The sequence below is a fragment of the Curtobacterium sp. MCBD17_003 genome (genome assembly GCF_003234885.2).
In the GTDB taxonomy this organism is placed as follows: domain Bacteria; phylum Actinomycetota; class Actinomycetes; order Actinomycetales; family Microbacteriaceae; genus Curtobacterium.
On the sequence record NZ_CP126275.1, the window covers coordinates 904,994 to 923,554 of the forward strand.

Here is an 18,561-nt window from a genome sequence, read left to right on the forward strand (position 1 = left end):
GCATCCGCTGCCGGCCCCCGGGCCTGGTTCGCGGGTGTCCGCGGATGCGTCGGACCGGGTCAGCGGCCCTCGGGGATCGCGCCCATGAGCTTCCAGACCGCGCTCGACAGCTCCGGGTGCGCGAGCGCGATGCGCCGGAGGCGGTGGTACTCCTCGCCGTGTGCCGTACCCGACCCCGACGACGGGTGCTGGGTGCGTCCGCCGGCACGGTGCTCGATGCGGGAGTCGACCTCGATGGCCTCGGCGCGGAGGATGAGCACGACCTGCTCGTCGACCGTCGGGATCAGGTGCATGAACTCCCACGGGTCGTCACCCTGGCGACAGCGGTGTTCGACGATGACGGCGATCTCCTCCGCCGCCTCGGCACGGAGCACCTCGAGGCTCCGCCCCGCGTTCCGGGACTCAGCCACGGTGTGCCCGTACCTGCGCTGCCATGGAGCGAGCCTACGCCACGCCTTCGGGGACATCGACGCCGCGCTCCCCGGCGTGCTCGGGCAGACTCGGAGCGTGCCGCACGTCGCGTCGAAGGACCAGCACCCGCGGGTGTGTGTCGTCTACCTGCTCCGATCCGGGCCCGCCGGGGTCGAGGTCCTGCTCGGACGGAAGCGGCGGGGGCTCGGGGTCGGACGGCTCGTCGGCCCCGGCGGCAAGCTCGAGCCCGGCGAGGACGCCCGCTCGGCCGCGGTGCGTGAGGTCGCGGAGGAGGTCGGGCTCGAGGTCCGTGCCGAGGACCTCGAGCCGCGGGGGACGCTCGACTACCGGTTCCCGTTCCGGCCGTCGTGGAGTCAGGTCTCGGACGTGTTCGTCGCCGAGCGGTGGGACGGCGAGCCGCGCGGTGGCGACGAGCTCGAACCGGGCTGGGTCCCCGTCGACGCCGTGCCCTACGACGCCATGTGGGACGACGCCCGCTACTGGCTGCCGGGGGTCCTGCGCGGTGGGAGCGTCCGTGCGCGGTTCACCTTCGGCGAGGACTGTGCCACCGTGTCCGGGTTCACCGGGTCCGGCGTCCGTGCGGCGGTCGACTGATCGCGACGGCGCCGGTGCGGGGTGCGGCGGTGCCCTCGAGGCCCTCGAGCCCGCCCGTGAAGACGTCGCCCGTCATCCGGGCGTCCTGGAACCCCGCGTCGTGGTGGTCGTCACCGTCGCCTCGGCCGGGGCGGATGGTGCTCAGCGTGCCCGTCTCGGTCGACTGGAGTCCGTGCCGCGCGAGTTCCTCGTCGCGCTGCTGGCCCAGGAAATCGCGGTTCGCGGTCTGTGCGTCCCCGAACATCGTCGTGCGACCGGTGACGATCATCCGGATGCGGCGGTGCTCCCACCACATCTTGCCGACGACCATGAGCACGATCCCGGCCACGGCGTAGGAGGCCATCGTGACCAGCCCGCGCTCGTACGAGGGTCCGACCCCGTACACCGTGTGCTTGATCATCTCGACCATGCTCGAGCCCACCACGACGTGGTTCAGCCAGGCGAACGGCTCCGGCATGAACCACTTCGGGTAGGCGCCACCCGACGACGGCATCGACAGGAAGACGAAACAGATCATGGCGGGTGCGGCGATGAACCGCCCGGCGAAGTAGCTCAGGCCGTTCACGGTCAGTCCGATGGCGACGATCCAGCCCCAGGCGATGAGCACGAGCGCGGCGAAGTGTCCGTGGATGGCGCCGACGACCGGGCCGGCCAAGGTGTTCGTGATGAGGGAGATGACGATCCCGCCCACCACGATGACCGCGACGCGCGTGCGGTGGCGCAGCGGGCCGCCCATGATGCCGATGAACATGGCCACCATGTACCCGCCGATGCACCACGCGAGCATGACGTACATGGCGACGGTGCCGTACTCGTCCCAGCGTGGCAACGGGGCGAGTTCGGTGATCGTCGGTGCCGGACCCCCACCGGCCGTGATCACCGACGACAGGGTCGCGGGGACGAGGCTCGCCACCTGGAACTGGTGCGCGCTCGCCTTGAACACCGTGTTCGACGACGGGTCGTAGGCGACCGCCATGAGTCCGCTCACCACGTCGTGCTTCGCGCGGGTGAGCGAGTCGACCGTGTGGAACACGTACTCGCCGGGCAGGGCCTTGTGCACGGCCGCGACGAGTGCCGGGTCCGACCCGACCAGCGCGATCGGGACGTCGTGCGGATGGGGTGCGTGGAACGCCGCGATGTAGCACAGGCAGAACCCGACGATGAAGAACAGGGGCATCCAGAGCTGCAGGCCGATGAGCTGCAGCGAGGGGTGGAGGGTTCCGTACCAGCGGCGGTAGCGACTGATGTGCTGGGGCTCCGGCGCACGGGTCACGGTCCGTCCCCGCCCGGCGATGCGGGTACCCCGACGCGGCGACGATCCCCGGGTCGCCGGCCTCGTGGTGCGGGCCGTCGGTGTGCTGCGGTGCACTCCGGCACGGTCCGGGACGTCGTTGTTGCGCGGTGTGCTCACGCGGGCTGGGCCACCTCTCTGGGCTTCGGACGAAGGCTTCCAGGGTACGCCGCCGCCGCTTCGAGCCCACATGGCCGGGAGGTGCGGGCCGCGCGGTCAGGACCGGCTGCGGCCCGCCTGGGACGAGTCCATCGCGAGCTCCTCGGCGTCCAGGCTGATGAGGACGCGGCGCATGACCTCTTCGTCCAGGGCGCCGTGCTCGCGCTCGCGGAGCACGACCTCGCGCCGGCGGGCGAGGAGCTCGCGCCGGACCGCCTGGACCTCGGCGGCGGTGAGCCGGGACGGGGCCTCGCGGGCGTCGAGGCGCTCGTCCTCGGCGTCGTGCTGGAAGTCCTCGGCCTGTCGCTCCAAGCGCCGCCGCAGCCGGCCCACGGTCGCGTCCACGGCCTCCCGTCCGTACCGCTCCGCCCAGACGTCCTGCCGCTCGCGGATCAGGTCGATCGCCGCCTCGGTCGTGCGGTGGGACAACAGGAGCTCGGCCGCGGTGTCGCGCTCGTGCTCGCCCGGGTCGTGGACGTGCAGACGGCGGATGACGATCGGCAGGGTGAGCCCCTGCAGCAGGAGGGTCCCCACGGTGACGACGAACGCGATGAGGAAGATGGTGTCCTGCGCGGGGATGTGCGTCGGCGAGGACACGACGGCGACGGCGGCGGCCAGGGTGACCACACCGCGCATCCCCGTCCACGAGATCACCGTGAGCTCCTGCCAGGTCATCCGTGGTTCGGCCGCGCCGCGGAGCCACCGGAGGCGCGGCCTGCCCCGGGTCGCGCGCACGACGAGCGGTCGGAGCCAGCGCCCGTTCACGCGGCGCCGCCAGTACGACAGGAACACGAACGCGGGACGGACGAGCACGACGACGCCGAGCACCACGAAGGCCACCCCGACGCTCTCGAGCAGGCTGCGGTGGCTGGCGAGCGTCTCGTGCACGACCGTGTTGAGCTGCAGCCCGATGAGCGCGAACACGAAGCCCTCGAGGATGACGTCGGCGCTCGTCCACAGTGGGCGCTCCTGGAGACGGGTCTCGTAGCCCTCCTTCGGCGAGTTGTACCCGATGTACAGGCCGGCCGTGACGACCGCGATCACACCTGAGCCGCCGAGTTCCTCGGCGAGGATGTAGGCCACGAACGGGAGCAGGATGCTCATGATGGTCGCGATCACCGGGTCGCCCAGCCGCATCCGGAGCCAGTGCACGAGCACGCCGAGGACCCCGCCGACCACGAGTCCCACGACGATCGCCAGGGCGAAGATCCCGGCGTCCTCCCACAGGGTCAGCGACTCGCCCGCGATGATGAGCGTGAAGACGCGGACGAGGGTCAGGGACGCCGCGTCGTTGATGAGGCTCTCGCCCGACAGCACGGTCATCACGCGGCGGGGGAGCCCGAGCTTCCGGCCGATCGCCGCGGCCGACACGGCGTCGGGCGGGGCGACGATCGCGCCGACGAGGATCGCGGCGGGCAGGGTCATGTCCGGTACGAGCAGGTAGGCGACGGCGCCGACGACGATCGCGGTCACGATCACGAGCACGATCCCGAGCCGACGGATCTGCCGGAGCGACTGCCGGAAGCTCTGCCACGTCACGTCGAGCGCCGCGGAGTACAGCAGCGGCGGCAGCACCACGGTGAGGATGACGTCGGAGTCGATCTCGATGTGCGGCAGCCCGGGGACGAACGAGGCGGCGAGCGCGGCGGCGGTGACGAGGAGCGGCGCGGGCAGGCCCTTGGCGCGGGCGAACGCGGTGAGCGCGAGGGACACCACGAGGACCACGAGCAGTTCGGCGATGTCCATCGGGCGGGAGTCCTCTCGTCGTCGGCCTGTCCATCTTCTCAGAGACCGCATGGTGCGGGCTGGACGGGCCCTGAGCGCGACGACAGCGGACGAGGACGGGCGGTGCTCGCCCACAGAGTGGACGCCGGTGGACGGGGGCTGGACATCAGGTTGCCCCGCGGTGCCCGGAACTGGGAGACTCGTCGGCGGTGGATCTCACACTCATAGTCGTCCTGGTCATCGCGTTGGCCCTCTTCTTCGACTTCACGAACGGTTTTCACGACACCGCCAACGCGATGGCGACCCCGATCGCGACCGGCGCGATGAAGCCGACGGTCGCGGTGTCCGTCGCGGCGGTGCTCAACCTCGTCGGGGCGTTCCTCAGCACCGAGGTGGCGACATCGATCTCGCACGGCCTCATCAACGAGGGGCCGGGTGGCGTCGCGATCACCCCGGCGATGATCTTCGCGGGGCTCATCGGTGCCGTGACCTGGAACATGATCACCTGGCTCCGGGGCCTGCCGTCCTCGTCCAGCCACGCGCTGTTCGGCGGTCTCATCGGCGCGGCCATCGTCGGCGCGGGATTCGGCTCGGTGAACTACGCCTCGCTCCTCACGGTGGTGATCATCCCGGCCGTCCTCTCGCCGGTCATCGCATCGGTGGTCGCGTTCCTGGCGACCCGCATCGCCTACACGGTCACGCGGCGCAAGGGCGCGCCGAACGAACGCGGCGGCTTCCGCATCGGTCAGATCTTCACCTCGTCCATGGTGTCGCTCGCCCACGGCACGAACGACGCCCAGAAGACCATGGGCGTCATCACGCTCACGCTCATCGCGGGCGGGTTCCAGCGCAGCGGGTCGGGCCCGGAACTCTGGGTGATCGTGGCCTGCGCCATGGCGATCGCGCTCGGCACGTACACGGGCGGTTGGCGCATCATCCGGACGCTCGGCAGCGGGCTCACGGACATCCGCGCGACGCAGGGCTTCGCCGCCGAGGCCTCGACCGCCGCGACCATCCTCGCGTCGAGCCACGTGGGCTTCGCCCTGTCGACGACGCAGGTGTCGTCGGGATCGATCATCGGTGCGGGGCTCGGTCGCCGCGGGTCGAAGATCCAGTGGTCGACGGCGGGCAAGATCGTCATCGCGTGGTTCATCACGTTGCCCGCCTCGGCAGCCGTCGGCGCGGTGGCGTCGGCGATCGCCCGCATCGGCACGGCCGGGCTCGTCGTCGACGCCGTGCTCGGGGCCGTGATCATCGCCGGGCTGTTCCTGTGGTCGCGGCGGAACCCGGTCGAGCAGGCCGCGGCGATCGAGGTCGACGTCGCCGCGAACTCGGTCCTCACGCGCAAGCAGCGCCGCGACCTGCAGCGCCGGAAGCGTGCGGAGGAGGTCGCGGCCCGCCGGGTGGCGTTGAGCCGCGAGAAGACCCTGCGCCGGATGGCCGCACGGAGAGGAGGCCGTCGATGATCGACTGGGGAGGCTTCTTGCTCGTCGTGCTCGTCGCGCTGATCTCCGCGTGCTTCGTCACCTCGGTGTACGGGCTCGGACTCCGTCTGTGGGTCACCGGGCGCGACGGCCGCGCGCGGTCGGCGCGTGCGGCGGCGGTGCTGTGCTTCGCGGTCTGCGCGGCCACGGTGCTGTACGGGGTGTACCTGATCGTCCCGCAGTTCCACCAGTAGCCCCGTCGGCCCGGTCACGAGACCGACGGAGCGGGCGCGGGTCGGGCCTCCCGGCCGTCAGTCCGTCGGCAGCGGCCGCTCGTCGGCGCGCACGCGGACCTGGTTCGCGAGGTCGCGCAGACGCTGTTCCTCACGTTCGGTCTCGGGATCGGGCTCGGGCAGCTCGGCGGCGGCCAGGCGCACCTGCCGCGCGGTCGCGACGTCGTGGTCGTGCCACCGTGCCAGCGCGAAGTTGCGGCGCACGTCCCGGAGGGGGAGGCGGATCGTGGCGTCCGCCTCGACGCCGGCGAACAGCTGCCGCATCCGGATGATCTCCGAGTCGAGCTCGCCCCCGACCACGAGCACGAAGTTCGAGATGTAGAGGTAGACGAGCAGCAGGATCGCTCCACCGAGCCAGCCGTACGCGTGGTTGATGGACCCGATCGTCTTGACGTACACGACGAACCCGAGGGTCGCGAGGGCCCAGGTGCCGATCGCGAACCCGGCTCCGGCCGAGACCCACCGCAGGTGTGGTGCCCGGACGTTCGGCGTCGCGTAGTACAGCACCCCGACCATGACGACGAGGGTCGCGAGGAGGACGGGCCACTTGCCAACGTCCCACAGGCCCTCGAGCCAGGCCGGCCACCCCATCCGGTGCACGACCGTGGCGACCGCCGTCGGGGTGCCGAGCAGGATCGTGATCGCCACGGCGCCCCCGACCATGATGAGCATCGTGACGAGCAGCATCATGCTGCGGAACTTCCAGATCCGTCGCCCCTCCTCGACCTCGTAGGCCGTGTTCATCGCGCGGCCGAACGCGGTCGCGTACCCGGACAGCGACCACAGGGTCAGGAGGAGGCCGATGGCCAACGCGAGCTCCGGGCTGTCGAGCGCGGTGAGCTGCCGGAGCGGCGTCTCGAGGTGTCGCGCGGTCTCCGGGCGGATGATGGCGCCGAGGATCTGGATGATGTCGGTGATCGTGTCACCGGAGCGGTCGAGGATCGACACGGCCGACACGACGGTCAGGGCCGTGGGGAACGCCGTCAGCGTGGCGAAGAACGTGAGCGAGGCAGCGGCGTCGACGACCCGGTGCCGGATGACCTGGTGGGTCGTCCGCCGGACGACCGCCCGGAACCCGGTGCGCTTGAGGGCACGCGAGTCGGCGTCCTGCATGCCGCCCACGCTAGCCGTCCGCGGGGCGGAGGGCGTCGTACCGCCGGAACGAGGGAACGAGGCGCAGCAGGAGCGCCACGAGTCCGATGATCACGACGCCGCCGACGATCGGCGGGACCGCGATGCCGACGGCCACGACGAGGCCCGCGTACAGGTCGCCGATCCGGGGACCGCCGGTCACCACGACGACGAAGATGCCCTGCAGTCGGCCGCGCATGCCGTCCGGTGCGGCGGCCTGGAGGATCGTCCCGCGGAACACGCTGCTCACGTTGTCCGCGCCACCGGACACCAGGAGCGCCGCGGACGCGAGCACGAGCGCCGGCAGGATCCCGATGCCGAACCCGACGTGGGCGCGGCCGCCGAGCGCGTGGGCGGCCGCGATCACGATGCCGAACACGGCGATGGAGGCCCCGTAGACCGTGATCGCCCAACCCACCGCCTCACCCTGGCGTCGGACGTGTCCGAGCGGGCCGGAGAACACGCTCGACACGAGTGCCCCCACGGCGTACGCGGCCGTGAGCACGCCGACCGTGATCGAGCCGCCGCCGATGACGAGCGCCCCGATCGCGGGGAACAGGACGCGGGGTTGGCCGAACGTCATCGCGATGATGTCGAGCACGAACGTCATCGTGATCGTCGGGGAGCGCCGGAGGAACCGTGCACCCTCGACGAGCGACCCGAGCCCCGGGCGCTGTGCGTCGTGCTCCGGCGCCATGCGCGGCAGCGTGATGATCCCCGTGAACGCGAAGCTGAAGAGGACGACGTCGATCGTGTAGGTGGGCGCGTACCCGACGGCGGCCACGAGCACGCCGGCGACGGCGGGCCCCACCGTGACGGCGAATCCCGTCCCGATGCCGCTGAGCGCTCCGGCGGCCGGCAGCAGGTCGGTGCCGATGAGCCGCGGGATGATCGCGGAGCGGGAGGCCCCGATCACCGTCCCGGCGACCGCGTTCACCGTCGCGAGCACGTACAGCAGCGCCACGTTCTCGAGGCCGAGCCAGGCGTGCGTGGCGATGAGGGCGGTGGACACCCAGGCGAGGACCGCGCTCGCGAGGGCGACGGCGCGGCGGTCGAACGCGTCGGCGAGCATGCCGCCGTACAGCCCGGCCGCGATCATCGGCACGAGCGAGATGACCCCGACGAGCGAGACCGCGAACGTCGACCGGGTGATGTCGTACACCTCGAGGCCGACGGCCACGGTCGTCATCTGGGTCCCGATGCCCGCGACCGAGCTCCCGACCCAGAGGCGGGCGAACGCGGGGGACCGGCGCAGCGGCGTGAGGTCGGCGAGGAGCGACCGGTGCCGGGTCGGCTCGGTGTCGACGGACGCGGGAGGGGTCGGAGTGGTGGGGGTCTGATCGTGGGGGCCGTCGTCGGCCGGATGTGGAGTCACGGTGGGACCATTCTGCCGTCCCCCGCATCCGGACGCGCCCGGTGGGACCGGCCGCCATGCGGGTGTCACCCTCGTCGTGTTGGATGGCGACATGACTGACCTCAACAGCAAGCCCGAGTTCGACGCCCCGGAGGGCCCCGCCCCCACCGAGCTCGTCATCACCGACATCGTCGAGGGCGACGGCGCGGAGGCCCAGCCCGGATCGACCGTCAAGGTGCACTACGCGGGCGTCGAGTACGACTCCGGCGAGGAGTTCGACAGCTCCTGGAACCGCGGCGAGCCGATCGACTTCCCGCTCGCGGCGCTCGTCCGCGGCTGGCAAGAGGGCATCCCCGGCATGAAGGTCGGCGGCCGTCGCAAGCTCGTCGTGCCGCCGGAGCTCGCCTACGGGCCGGCCGGTGGCGGGCACTTCCTGTCCGGCAAGACCCTGATCTTCGTCATCGACCTCCTCGGCGTGCGCTGATGCCGACCGCGGTCCCCACCGTCGAGCTCAACGACGGCACCGCCTTCCCGCGCCTCGGGCTCGGGACGTACGGGCTGAACGGCGACGAGGGCGTGGCGGCGGTCCGTGCCGGCATCGACGCGGGCTACCGGCTCCTCGACACGGCGCTCAACTACGGCAACGAGGACGCCGTCGGCCGTGCCGTGCGCGAGTGCGGTCTCCCGCGTGAGGACCTCGTCGTCACCTCGAAGCTGCCCGGGCGACACCACGGGTACGACGAGGCCCACCGATCGATCGAGGAGACCCTCGGCAACCTCGGGCTGGACTCGGTCGACCTGTACCTCATCCACTGGCCGAACCCGTCCGTCGACAAGTTCGTCGACACCTGGAAGGCCTTCGTCGACCTCCGGGACAGCGGCGTCGTCCGCTCCATCGGCGTCTCGAACTTCACCGAGGAGCACCTGCAGCGCATCGTCGACGCGACCGGTGTGGCCCCCGCGGTCAACCAGGTCGAGCTGCACCCGTACTTCCCCCAGGGCGCCCTCCGCGCGGTGCACGAGCGCCTCGGGATCGTGACCGAGAGCTGGAGCCCGCTCGCCAAGCAGAGCGAGCTCCTGACCGAACGCGTCGTCACGGACGCCGCGGCGGCGCACGGGGTCACCCCGGGGCAGGTCGTGCTGCGGTGGCACGTGCAGCTCGGCGCCGTGCCGGTGCCGAAGTCGGGCGACCCTGGACGGCAGCGCGAGAACATCGACGTGTTCGCGTTCGAGCTCACCGACGACGAGATGACGGCGATCTCCGGGCTCGAGCGTGGCCGGCTCTGGGGCGGCGACCCCGACTCGCACGAGGAGATGTGAGCCCGCGACGGGGCCGGTCGGACCGGCCCCGTCGCACCTCCACGTCGACACCTCCCACCACGGCGCGCGCGGGGCTACACTTGTCACCCCCGTCCCGAAGGGTGTTGCGTGACCGAGGAGTCAGAAGTCGACCGCGAACGTCAGTACGTCGACGGCCTGTTCGCACGGCTCGACGAGTTGTCCGCGGACGCCGCCCGGCGACTGGCCGAGACCCGTCGTGAGTCCGTCGGTGGGAACCACCAGAGCCGCAGCGAACGTGACGCCTTCGCCCGCCTCTACGAGGACACCCTCGCGACGCTCGAGCGCGTCGGGGACCGGCTCGTGTTCGGCCGCCTCGAGGTCGCGGACCCGGAGCAGGACGAGAGCGCCTTCCGCTACATCGGCCGCGTCGGGCTCCGGGACGCCGAGCACCGGCCGCTGCTGCTCGACTGGCGCGTCCCCGGCGCCAGCGCGTTCTACCAGGCGACGGCGGCCCACCCGATGGGCATGCGCGCGCGTCGGCACCTGACGCTGGCCGGTCGCGAGGTCGTCGGCGTCGAGGACGAGGTGTTCGACGCGACGCTCTACGACAGCGAGCGCACCCACCTGCAGGGTGAGGGCGCGCTGCTGGCCGCCGTGAGCGCGGACCGCACGGGCCGGATGACCGACATCGTCGCGACGATCCAGGGCGAGCAGGACCGCATCATCCGGTCCGCCATCGAGGGCGTGCTCGTCGTGCAGGGTGGCCCCGGCACCGGCAAGACCGCCGTCGCACTCCACCGGGCGGCCTACCTGCTGTACTCGCACCGCGAGCGTCTCCGCGGCTCCGGCGTGCTCGTCGTCGGTCCGTCGCCGGCCTTCCTGACGTACATCGAGCAGGTCCTCCCGTCGCTCGGCGAGACGGGCGTCGTCATGGCGTCCCTCGGGTCCCTGTACCCGGGCGTCGACACCGATCGGCACGACGGCGCGCGGGCCGCCGCGGTCAAGGGGTCGGCCGAGATGGCCGACCTGCTCCGCCGCGCGGTGCGGTCGCGGCAGATCGTGCCGACCGAGACCGTCACGGTCGACATCGAGGGCGAGCGTCTCGTGGTCCCGCCGTCGCTCATCGCCGCGGCGATGCGGAAGGCCCAGGAGCGGGGCAAGCCGCACAACGTCGCGCGGGTGACCTTCAACAAGGCGGCACTCGATGCCCTCACCGGTCTGCTCGCCGAGCAGCTGCGCGAGCGCGGGACCACGGTGGACGAGGCCGACGAGAAGGTCCTCCGCGAGGACATCCGTTCGTCGTACGACGTGCGGGTGCTGCTGAACGGCGCGTGGATGCCGCTCCCGGCCGAGAAGTTCGTCGAGGACCTCTACGCGCGCCCGAACTGGCTCGCCTCGCTGACCCCGCACTGGTCCGCTGACCGGCGGGCGTTGCTCCGACGCTCGCGCGGTGCCGGGTTCACGGTCGAGGACGTCCCGCTGCTCGACGAGGCCGCCGAGCTCCTCGGCCCGTTCGACCCCTCGGGCGGCGGCGCCCGGCGGCAGGCGAAGGCGGCCCGACAGCGCGACGTCGAGAACGCCCGCATCGCGATCGAGAACATGGGCGTCGAGGGCATCGTGACGGCGGAGCAGGTCGCGGGGTCCTTCGCCGAGGGCGGTGACCCGCGCACCACCGCGGAGCGTGCAGCGGAGGACCGCGAGTGGACCTACGGCCACATCGTGGTGGACGAGGCCCAGGAGCTCTCGCCGATGCAGTGGCGGGTGCTCGCACGGCGGAACCCGTTGCGGTCCTTCACGATCGTCGGGGACATGGCGCAGGGGTCGTCGCCCGCCGCCGCGCGGAGCTGGGACGACGTGCTCGGTGCCCTCGCCCGCCGTCGTCGAGGCCGGGCTCCCCGCGTGCCGCTCGACCACCGGATCGAGTACCTCACCGTCAACTACCGCACGCCGCGGCAGATCGTCGAAGCCGCCGGTCGGTTCGCTGAGGACGCCGGGCTCGCCGTCACCGCCACCCGCGCCGTCCGTGACGGTGATCCGGTCGAGCACGTCGCGGTGTCCCGCGCCGGCCTCGTCGACGCGGTCGTCGAGCAGGTCCGGGCCGAGCGGCGTCGGATCGGCACGGGCACCATGGGCGTCATCGCGCCCGACGACGCGATCGCGGAGATCCGCGAACGGCTGGCGGCGACCACGGACGACCTCCGTTCGCTCGAGGCGCCACGGCCCGGCGCGGTCACCGTCCTCACCGGTGCCGAGGCCAAGGGGCTCGAGTTCGACGGCGTGGTGCTCGTCGACCCGGACGGTGTCGGCGCCGACGCTGCCCGCGCGGCCGCCGCCGTGTACGTCGCCATGACGCGGCCGACCCGGCGGCTCGTCGTGCTCGACGTCATCGCGACCGACGAGGACGCCGGTGCGGCGGAGGCGGGGGACGTCGCGGCCTGATCTCGCCGGCGGTCAGTCCCGTTTCCGGTGCTCCACGAGGTCGAGCGCGTACTGCTGCCACCACTGTCCGGCGGCCGGTCCACCGTTGCACGTGCCGTCGCTCAGCCCGGGGGTCTTCACCCACAGCAGGGCGTCGAGTCGGGTGGAGCCGGCGGTGACGTGCGGGGTCTGCCCGAGCCCGGCGCCCGGCGGGTTGCACCAGGTGCCGAGCCACCCCCGGCCGTTGCGGGACACGTCGATGACGAAGTGCGGGTCGCCCCCGATGCGGTCCGCGAGCCGGTCGGCGTACGCGCGTTCCTGGTCGACGCGGTAGAAGTTCGACACGTTCGTCGAGAAGCCCTGGGCCTCGTCGACACCGGCCTCGCGGAGGCGCCGCGCCATGGTGTCCACGGGGACGCGGTCCTCGTTGCCGCCGTCGAGGTACACCGTGAGCCCGGCGTCGACGAGGGTGTGCACGGCCTGCCGGATCACCGGGATGCGGCTCGTCCCGATGCGGGGGCAGTTCGAGATCTGGGCGAGGGAGTCCGGTTCGACGAGCACGACGGCGTGCGATCCCCGCATGGCGTCGGCCACGTGCCGCACCCAGGGGCCGTAGGCGGCCGTGCTGAGGCCGCCCTTCGAGTACCCGCCGCAGTCGCGGTCCGGCACGGCGTAGAGCACGAACGTCGGGGTCGCCTGGTGCGTCTGCGCGCTCTCGAGCACCGCGCGGACCGTGCGCACGGTGTCGGCGGTCGACCCCGCGCCCGTGAGCCACGTGGCGATCGGCTGGTCCGCGATCACCGAGAGCGCGTTCGCCGTCGCGACGTCGCCGCGGGTGCGAGCGGCGGACTCGGACCGGGCGGGGTGGTTCACGCTCGTGGGCTGCACGGCGAGTCCGCCGGGGAAGGCCTCGGCCGCGGTCCTGCGGGTCGCGACGACGCGCGTCGGCGTGGGGGTGGCCTCGGGGGTCGACATGGAGCCTCCGTTCCGGTCGGCGTGGGGCAGGACGACCGTCAACGCGAGCACGAGCAGCAGCGCCAGCCCCACGGCGACCGCGCCGAGGACGGCCCACTGGCGGCGCCCCGACCGGTGGTGGCCGGCCGGCGGGCGAGGGTCAGGCCGCTCCGTGGGCATGGCGGTCCTCCTCGTCCTCACGGGTCGGTCGGACCAGCCTCGCATCACCGGCCCCGCGGCGGCCACTCGCCGGTCCGCTGTGTGCGATCTGCCAGGCGCGGCGCGGTCGGTGTCCAGCCAGGGCACAGGGGTGCGGCAGGCTGCTGCCCCAGACTGTGCGGATGTTCCGGAGACTGCTGCTGCTCGTCGTCACCGCCGGCTACGCCTGGGTGGTGTGGCGGATGACGCTGACACCCCAGCTGTTCTCCCGCTCCGGCAGTGATGCGGTCGCCCTCGTCCTCCGGCTGGCCCAGCAGCACGCGGCGACGGCGTGGGTCACCTACGACCGCGCGGAGTTCCTGGCGAACATCGCGATGTTCGTCCCGGTCGGTGCGATCGCGGCGATGTGGCTGCCCCGGCGGGCGTGGTTCCTCGCGGGCATGCTCGCCGTCGGACTCTCGGTGGGCATCGAGTGGACGCAGCACGTCGCCCTGCCGGGTCGCGTCGCCGATCCGCGCGACGTCCTCTCGAACGGACTCGGGGGGTTCCTCGGCGCCACGCTCATCGGGTTGGCTCGGTCGGCGGTGCCCGAACGCCGCCGCCGGCGCCCGCGCATGGTCTGACGGCCGCGCGTCGCGCGACCGGTCGACCCCGGTCCTCCCGTCCGTCCCCTGGTCCGGCCGTCCGGGGGGCACCCCTTCTGGAGCTGGCACCGGCCGGCCCGGGTCCGACACCCTGGGTGGTGGGCCGTGCAGGACGGCCCGACAGGAGGACCACCGCGTGCCCACCCACGACGTCCCGGGGGCGGTACGACTCGACGACCTCACGGACCGGGTCCCGGGGCAGACGCTCATGGCGGCCTGCCTCGCCGAGCAGGCGGCCGCGCCACCGCGGGGTCCTCTCGCACGCGTCGTCGGCGCGCGCGTGCTCACCGACGCGGCGCGGTCCTGGTACGTCGGCGTGGTGGGGGAGCGCGTGACCGCGCGGCTCCTCGAGGGGCTCGGACCGGAGCACGTCGTACTGCACTCCATCCCGGTGACGGACTCGGGCACGGACATCGACCACCTCGTCGTCGGACCCATGGGTGTCGTCACGGTGCACACGAAGCACCACCGCGACGCCCGCGTGTGGGTCGGCGGCGACACCGTGCTCGTCGCGGGTCAGCGCCGGCCGTACGTGCACGCGGCACGGAGCGATCGGACGCGCGTGCTGCGTGCCCTGGCGGCGCTCACGCTCCCCGTCGCACCGGTGACGAGTCTCGTCGCGGTGGTGCACGCCGCCCGGGTGCAGGTCCGACGCGCGCCCGAGGACGTCCGCGTCGTCGACGCCCGTCACCTCGTCCGGACGCTCCGCCGGCTCCCGACGGTCCTCGGTCAGGACGCGGTGTGGGCGCTCGCCGGGGCCGTGACCTCCACCGAGACGTGGGGCGTGCGGCCCGAGGGTGAGCCCGCCGACGTCGTGGCACGGTTCGCAGCGCTCGGACGGGAGGTGCGGGTCGCCCGCGCTGCGCGTCTCGCGTGGGCGGGTGCCGCGTGTGCGGGCGTCGCGGCCGGCCTCGTCGCGGTCGTCGCGGCCGTCCCCGGCCTCGTCGGGGCACTGTTCAGCTGACTCCGGGGCACGGGTGGGGCTCGTCGGGGTCGTCCGGCGACGGGCCGGTGCCGGACGGGGCCCGTCGGGGTCGTCCGGCGACGGGCCGGTGGGGTATCATCGTCAGGTTGCCGTCGAACGGCCGCGGACACAGAGCGCCCACACATCCGGTGTGGTGCACCGCGCAGCAACAGGAAGGGGATCACCCATGGCACTCGAATCGAACGTCAAGAAGGCGATCATCGAAGAGTACGCGACCCACCCGGGCGACACGGGATCCCCCGAGGTCCAGGTGGCCGTGCTCACGCAGCGCATCAAGGACCTCACCGAGCACCTCAAGGAGCACAAGCACGACCACCACTCGCGTCGTGGTCTGCTGCTCCTCGTCGGGCAGCGTCGTCGTCTCCTCGGCTACCTCGCCGACGTCGACATCAACCGCTACCGCTCGCTCATCGAGCGCCTCGGCCTGCGTCGCTAGTCACTGCTCTGTCGGTCACTGCGGTCGACGATCGAAGTGCCTCCGCCAGGCGGGGGATTCGGTCTTGACCGAACGCCCCGTCCCTCCCACCGGAGGGGCGGGGCGTTCTGCGTTCCCGACGGGTGCGGTGGTCTCCCCGCGCGTTCGCACGGAGCGGGAATAGCGTGCATTGCACCGCCGTTCGGCTACCATGTACATGCAAACGCATCGAAAGAGGAGCGCATCGTGCAGTTCGGCATCTTCACCGTGGGTGACGTCACCACCGACCCGACGACCGGCAGGACGCCGACCGAGGCCGAGCGGATCCAGGCGGTCCTGACCATCGCGCAGAAGGCGGAGGAGGTCGGCCTCGACGTCTTCGCCACGGGCGAGCACCACAACCCGCCGTTCGTGCCGTCCTCGCCGACCACCATGCTCGGCTACCTCGCCGCGAAGACCGAGCGGCTGGTCCTCAGCACGAGCACGACACTCATCACGACGAACGACCCGGTGAAGATCGCCGAGGACTTCGCGATGCTCCAGCACGTGTCCGGCGGCCGCACCGACCTCATCCTCGGCCGCGGGAACACCGGGCCCGTCTACCCGTGGTTCGGGCAGGACATCCGACAGGGCGTCAACCTCGCCATCGAGCACTACGCACTCCTCCGCCGCCTCTGGACCGAGGACGTCGTCGACTGGCAGGGCCACTTCCGCACGCCGCTGCAGGGCTTCACCGCGACGCCGCGCCCACTCGACGGCGTCGCCCCGTTCGTCTGGCACGGCTCGATCCGCACCCCCGAGATCGCCGAGCAGGCGGCCTACTACGGCGACGGGTTCTTCGCGAACCACATCTTCTGGCCCGCGAGCCACACCGCGAACATGGTCCGGCTCTACCGCGAGCGGTTCGAGCACCACGGACACGGGCCGGCCGCGAACGCGATCGTCGGGCTCGGCGGCCAGGTGTTCATGCGGAAGAACTCGCAGGACGCCGTCGCGGAGTTCCGCCCGTACTTCGACAACGCGCCGGTCTACGGCCACGGCCCGAGCCTCGAGGACTTCACACGGCAGACCCCGCTCACGGTCGGCAGCCCGCAGGAGGTCATCGACCGGACCCTCGGCTTCCGCGAGTACGTCGGCGACTACCAGCGCCAGCTGTTCCTCATGGACCACGCGGGGCTGCCGCTCACGACCGTGCTCGAGCAGCTCGACATCCTCGGCGAGGAGGTCGTGCCCGTGCTCCGGAAGGAGTTCGAGGCCCGCCGTGCCCCGGGCGTCCCCGACGCCCCGACCCACGCCTCGCTCGTCGCGGCCGCGCAGTCGGCCGCCGTCGCCAGCGACGTCGCGGAGGTGCGCGCATGACCACCATCGCCGTCGTCTCCGCGGGGCTGTCCGAACCGTCGTCGTCGCGCCTCCTGGCCGACCGGCTGGCGGATGCCGCCGTGACCGCCCTCGGTGACCCCGACGGGGTGCCGGGAGGCGCGACGCGCGTCGTGCACGTCGACCTGCGCCCGCTCGCGCACGAGATCACCGACGCGATGCTGACGCGCTTCACACCGCCCGCGCTCGGCGCGGCGGTCGCCGAGCTCGTCGAGGCGGACGCCGTCGTGTTCGTCGCGCCGGTGTTCACCGCGGGCATGAGCGGGCTCGCGAAGTCGTTCCTCGACGTCCTCGAGACGGACGCACTCGTCGACATGCCCGTGCTGCTCGGTGCGACCGGTGGCTCCCCGCGGCACTCGCTCACGGTCGAGCACGGGTTCCGACCGGTCTTCAGCTATCTGCGCGCCGCCGTGGCGCCGACCGCGGTGTTCGCGGCCACCGAGGACTGGGGCGACGCCGAGGGCGTGGCGGCACTCGACGGTCGGATCCGCCGGGCGGGGGCCGACCTCGCCCACATGGTCCGGACCTCCCGGCGTCGTGTCCCCGTGACGGAGCCCGACGTCGTCGACTTCGGGAGTCTGCTCGAGGGCCTCGGTCAGTAGGGGGCGCGCGGAGGGGGAGACCCGCTCAGTACCAGTGCGGGTTCTCGCTCATCTCGTGGTTCCAGGCGGCGCAGGGGCTGCCGTACGCGTCCTTGATGTACGCCAGGCCCCAGTTGATCTGGGTGTCCTGGTTCGTGCGCCAGTCCGCGCCCGCCGTGGCCATCTTCGACGCGGGCAGGGCCTGCGGGATGCCGTAGGCGCCGCTCGAGACGTTGAGGGCGTTCGCCCGCCAGCCCGACTCCTGCGTCCACAGTGACACGAGGCATGAGAACTGGTCGGAACCCCAGCCGTAGGCACCGATCGCGCCTCGCGCGTACGCCTGCGCGCCTGCGGGGTCCGCGCCGACGCCGGACGGATCCGGGTATGACGTCGTGGGCGCGGCCGCCGCGACGGCGGACGTGGCGCGTTGGGCGGCCGCGCGCTCCGCAGCGAGCTGCGCGGCCCGCTTCTGGGCCGCGACCTGGGCGGCCACGGCCTGGCCGATCGCGTACTGCCGCTCGACCTTCGCCGTCGTGTCCTTGAGGGTGGCGAGCTGCGCGTACAGCTCGTCGCTGTGCTGCTGCGTGCTCGACACCGCGGCGTTCGCCGCTGCCTCCGCGGCGTCCGCCGCCGTCGACTTGGTCTCCGCGGCGTCGGCGAGGCGCTGGCGCTCCGCCTCGGCCCGCTGCGCCTGGTCGTGGAGGGACGTGGCCGTGTTCGCCGCCACGCTCGCGTCGCTCATCACACCGGCCCACGTGTCCGACAACTGGTCGAGGGTGCCGAGTTGGTACAGGAGGTCCTGGGGCTTCTTGGAACCGACGATGCGGCTCGTGATCGTGTCGCTGTCGCCCGAGCGGTAGAGGTGCGCGGCGAGCTGCCCCGCCCGGTCCTTGGCGCGCGCCGCGGTCTCGGCGGCGGCCGCTGCCCTGGCGGTCAGGTCGTCGGCCGTCTGGGTCGCCGCCCGGAGGTCGGACTCGGCCGCGGCGGCCTGGGCCGACGCGGTGAGCGCGGCGGCGGACTTCTGCGCGGCCACCGACTGGAGGCCCTTGAGCGCGTCCTGCACCTTCGCGACCTCGGCCTGCGTGGCCGCCTGGTTGCCCTTCGCCGCCTGGACGTCCGCCCACGACGGGTAGGTCGTGGCCTGGGCCGGGAGGGCTCCGACGACCGGCGCGACGAACGCGCACACGGTCAGGGTGAGGCCCGTCACGAGCAGCCGACGGCGCGCACGTCCGGGCGCGGCGGCACGCGTGGGGGAGGAGTGACGCATGGGCCCAGGCTAACGACCCACCGCGTGTTCGCCGCGAGCCATGCCGGAGCGGCGGACCCGGATGCTAGGCTCGTGGC

18 protein-coding genes are annotated in these 18,561 nt (G+C 72.5%); 11 read left to right on the top strand and 7 right to left on the bottom strand.

Features of this window, described 5'->3' with window-relative positions:
- Positions 1-59: 59 nt before the first annotated feature.
- Complete coding sequence (locus DEI88_RS04445; protein ID WP_111037288.1) at positions 60-410, bottom strand: tryptophan synthase subunit alpha; 351 nt, start codon at positions 408-410, stop codon at positions 60-62.
- Between the two features lie 97 nt (positions 411-507).
- Between DEI88_RS04445 and DEI88_RS04450 the strand changes: the two genes are divergently transcribed.
- Positions 508-1,026: an 8-oxo-dGTP diphosphatase gene (locus DEI88_RS04450; RefSeq protein WP_181434915.1), complete on the top strand. Its 519-nt coding sequence runs from the start codon at positions 508-510 to the stop codon at positions 1,024-1,026.
- On the opposite strand, the gene DEI88_RS04455 is transcribed toward DEI88_RS04450, so the two are convergent.
- Both DEI88_RS04455 and DEI88_RS04460 read right to left on the bottom strand, forming a co-directional pair.
- The gene (locus DEI88_RS04455; protein WP_146246083.1) at positions 992-2,299 is read right to left on the bottom strand and encodes an ABC transporter permease; all 1,308 of its coding nucleotides are present in this window, start codon (positions 2,297-2,299) and stop codon (positions 992-994) included. The genes DEI88_RS04450 and DEI88_RS04455 overlap by 35 nt on opposite strands.
- Positions 2,300-2,533: 234 nt before the next feature.
- Positions 2,534-4,222, bottom strand: a complete 1,689-nt coding sequence (locus DEI88_RS04460; protein ID WP_111013888.1) for a cation:proton antiporter — start codon at positions 4,220-4,222, stop codon at positions 2,534-2,536.
- A gap of 188 nt (positions 4,223-4,410) precedes the next feature.
- On the opposite strand from DEI88_RS04460, the gene DEI88_RS04465 reads away from it, so the two are divergent.
- Together DEI88_RS04465 and DEI88_RS04470 are read left to right on the top strand one after the other, a co-directional pair.
- Entirely contained in the window at positions 4,411-5,667 is a 1,257-nt protein-coding gene (locus tag DEI88_RS04465; protein WP_111013887.1) for an inorganic phosphate transporter, read from the top strand.
- Positions 5,664-5,879, top strand: a complete 216-nt coding sequence (locus tag DEI88_RS04470; RefSeq protein ID WP_111011076.1) for a hypothetical protein — start codon at positions 5,664-5,666, stop codon at positions 5,877-5,879. The genes DEI88_RS04465 and DEI88_RS04470 overlap by 4 nt, the downstream gene beginning before the upstream one ends.
- 57 nt (positions 5,880-5,936) lie before the next feature.
- Here DEI88_RS04470 and DEI88_RS04475 read toward each other — a convergent pair whose 3' ends face one another.
- The gene (locus tag DEI88_RS04475; RefSeq protein WP_146244097.1) at positions 5,937-7,031 is read right to left on the bottom strand and encodes a YihY/virulence factor BrkB family protein; all 1,095 of its coding nucleotides are present in this window, start codon (positions 7,029-7,031) and stop codon (positions 5,937-5,939) included.
- A gap of 10 nt (positions 7,032-7,041) precedes the next feature.
- Positions 7,042-8,424: an MFS transporter gene (locus DEI88_RS04480; RefSeq protein ID WP_349775210.1), complete on the bottom strand. Its 1,383-nt coding sequence runs from the start codon at positions 8,422-8,424 to the stop codon at positions 7,042-7,044.
- A 91-nt stretch (positions 8,425-8,515) separates the two neighbouring features.
- Here DEI88_RS04480 and DEI88_RS04485 point away from each other — a divergent pair, with 91 nt between their 5' ends.
- The 3 genes from DEI88_RS04485 (at position 8,516) to DEI88_RS04495 (ending at position 12,123) form a co-directional block, all read left to right on the top strand.
- The gene (locus tag DEI88_RS04485; protein ID WP_111014023.1) at positions 8,516-8,887 is read left to right on the top strand and encodes an FKBP-type peptidyl-prolyl cis-trans isomerase; all 372 of its coding nucleotides are present in this window, start codon (positions 8,516-8,518) and stop codon (positions 8,885-8,887) included.
- Positions 8,887-9,723 carry an aldo/keto reductase gene (locus DEI88_RS04490; protein ID WP_111014022.1) on the top strand — a complete coding sequence of 279 codons (837 nt, stop codon included), beginning with the start codon at positions 8,887-8,889 and terminating at the stop codon, positions 9,721-9,723. Before DEI88_RS04485 ends, DEI88_RS04490 begins: the two co-directional genes overlap by 1 nt.
- Before the next feature lie 108 nt (positions 9,724-9,831).
- The gene (locus tag DEI88_RS04495) at positions 9,832-12,123 is read left to right on the top strand and encodes a HelD family protein (RefSeq protein WP_111072331.1); all 2,292 of its coding nucleotides are present in this window, start codon (positions 9,832-9,834) and stop codon (positions 12,121-12,123) included.
- A gap of 12 nt (positions 12,124-12,135) precedes the next feature.
- Here the strand turns inward: DEI88_RS04495 and DEI88_RS04500 are convergent, their stop codons facing one another.
- Complete coding sequence (locus tag DEI88_RS04500; protein WP_181441251.1) at positions 12,136-13,236, bottom strand: glycoside hydrolase family 6 protein; 1,101 nt, start codon at positions 13,234-13,236, stop codon at positions 12,136-12,138.
- A gap of 161 nt (positions 13,237-13,397) precedes the next feature.
- Between DEI88_RS04500 and DEI88_RS04505 the strand changes: the two genes are divergently transcribed.
- The 5 genes from DEI88_RS04505 (at position 13,398) to DEI88_RS04525 (ending at position 17,238) form a co-directional block, all read left to right on the top strand.
- Positions 13,398-13,838, top strand: coding sequence for a VanZ family protein (locus tag DEI88_RS04505; RefSeq protein WP_111037291.1), 441 nt, complete (start codon positions 13,398-13,400; stop codon positions 13,836-13,838).
- A 157-nt stretch (positions 13,839-13,995) separates the two neighbouring features.
- Entirely contained in the window at positions 13,996-14,823 is an 828-nt protein-coding gene (locus tag DEI88_RS04510) for a nuclease-related domain-containing protein (RefSeq protein WP_111037292.1), read from the top strand.
- 187 nt (positions 14,824-15,010) lie between these two features.
- A complete protein-coding gene (rpsO, locus tag DEI88_RS04515) occupies positions 15,011-15,280 on the top strand; it encodes a 30S ribosomal protein S15 (protein ID WP_111011093.1) in 270 nt (89 codons plus the stop codon).
- 225 nt (positions 15,281-15,505) lie between these two features.
- Positions 15,506-16,618, top strand: coding sequence for an LLM class flavin-dependent oxidoreductase (locus DEI88_RS04520; RefSeq protein WP_111011094.1), 1,113 nt, complete (start codon positions 15,506-15,508; stop codon positions 16,616-16,618).
- Positions 16,615-17,238 (top strand): CE1759 family FMN reductase, encoded by a 624-nt coding sequence (locus DEI88_RS04525; RefSeq protein WP_111072329.1) that lies wholly within the window; start codon positions 16,615-16,617, stop codon positions 17,236-17,238. Before DEI88_RS04520 ends, DEI88_RS04525 begins: the two co-directional genes overlap by 4 nt.
- Positions 17,239-17,263: 25 nt before the next feature.
- Here the strand turns inward: DEI88_RS04525 and DEI88_RS04530 are convergent, their stop codons facing one another.
- On the bottom strand, positions 17,264-18,484 hold the full coding sequence (locus DEI88_RS04530; RefSeq protein ID WP_258370222.1) for a coiled-coil domain-containing protein: 1,221 nt from the start codon (positions 18,482-18,484) through the stop codon (positions 17,264-17,266).
- Positions 18,485-18,561: the final 77 nt, after the last annotated feature.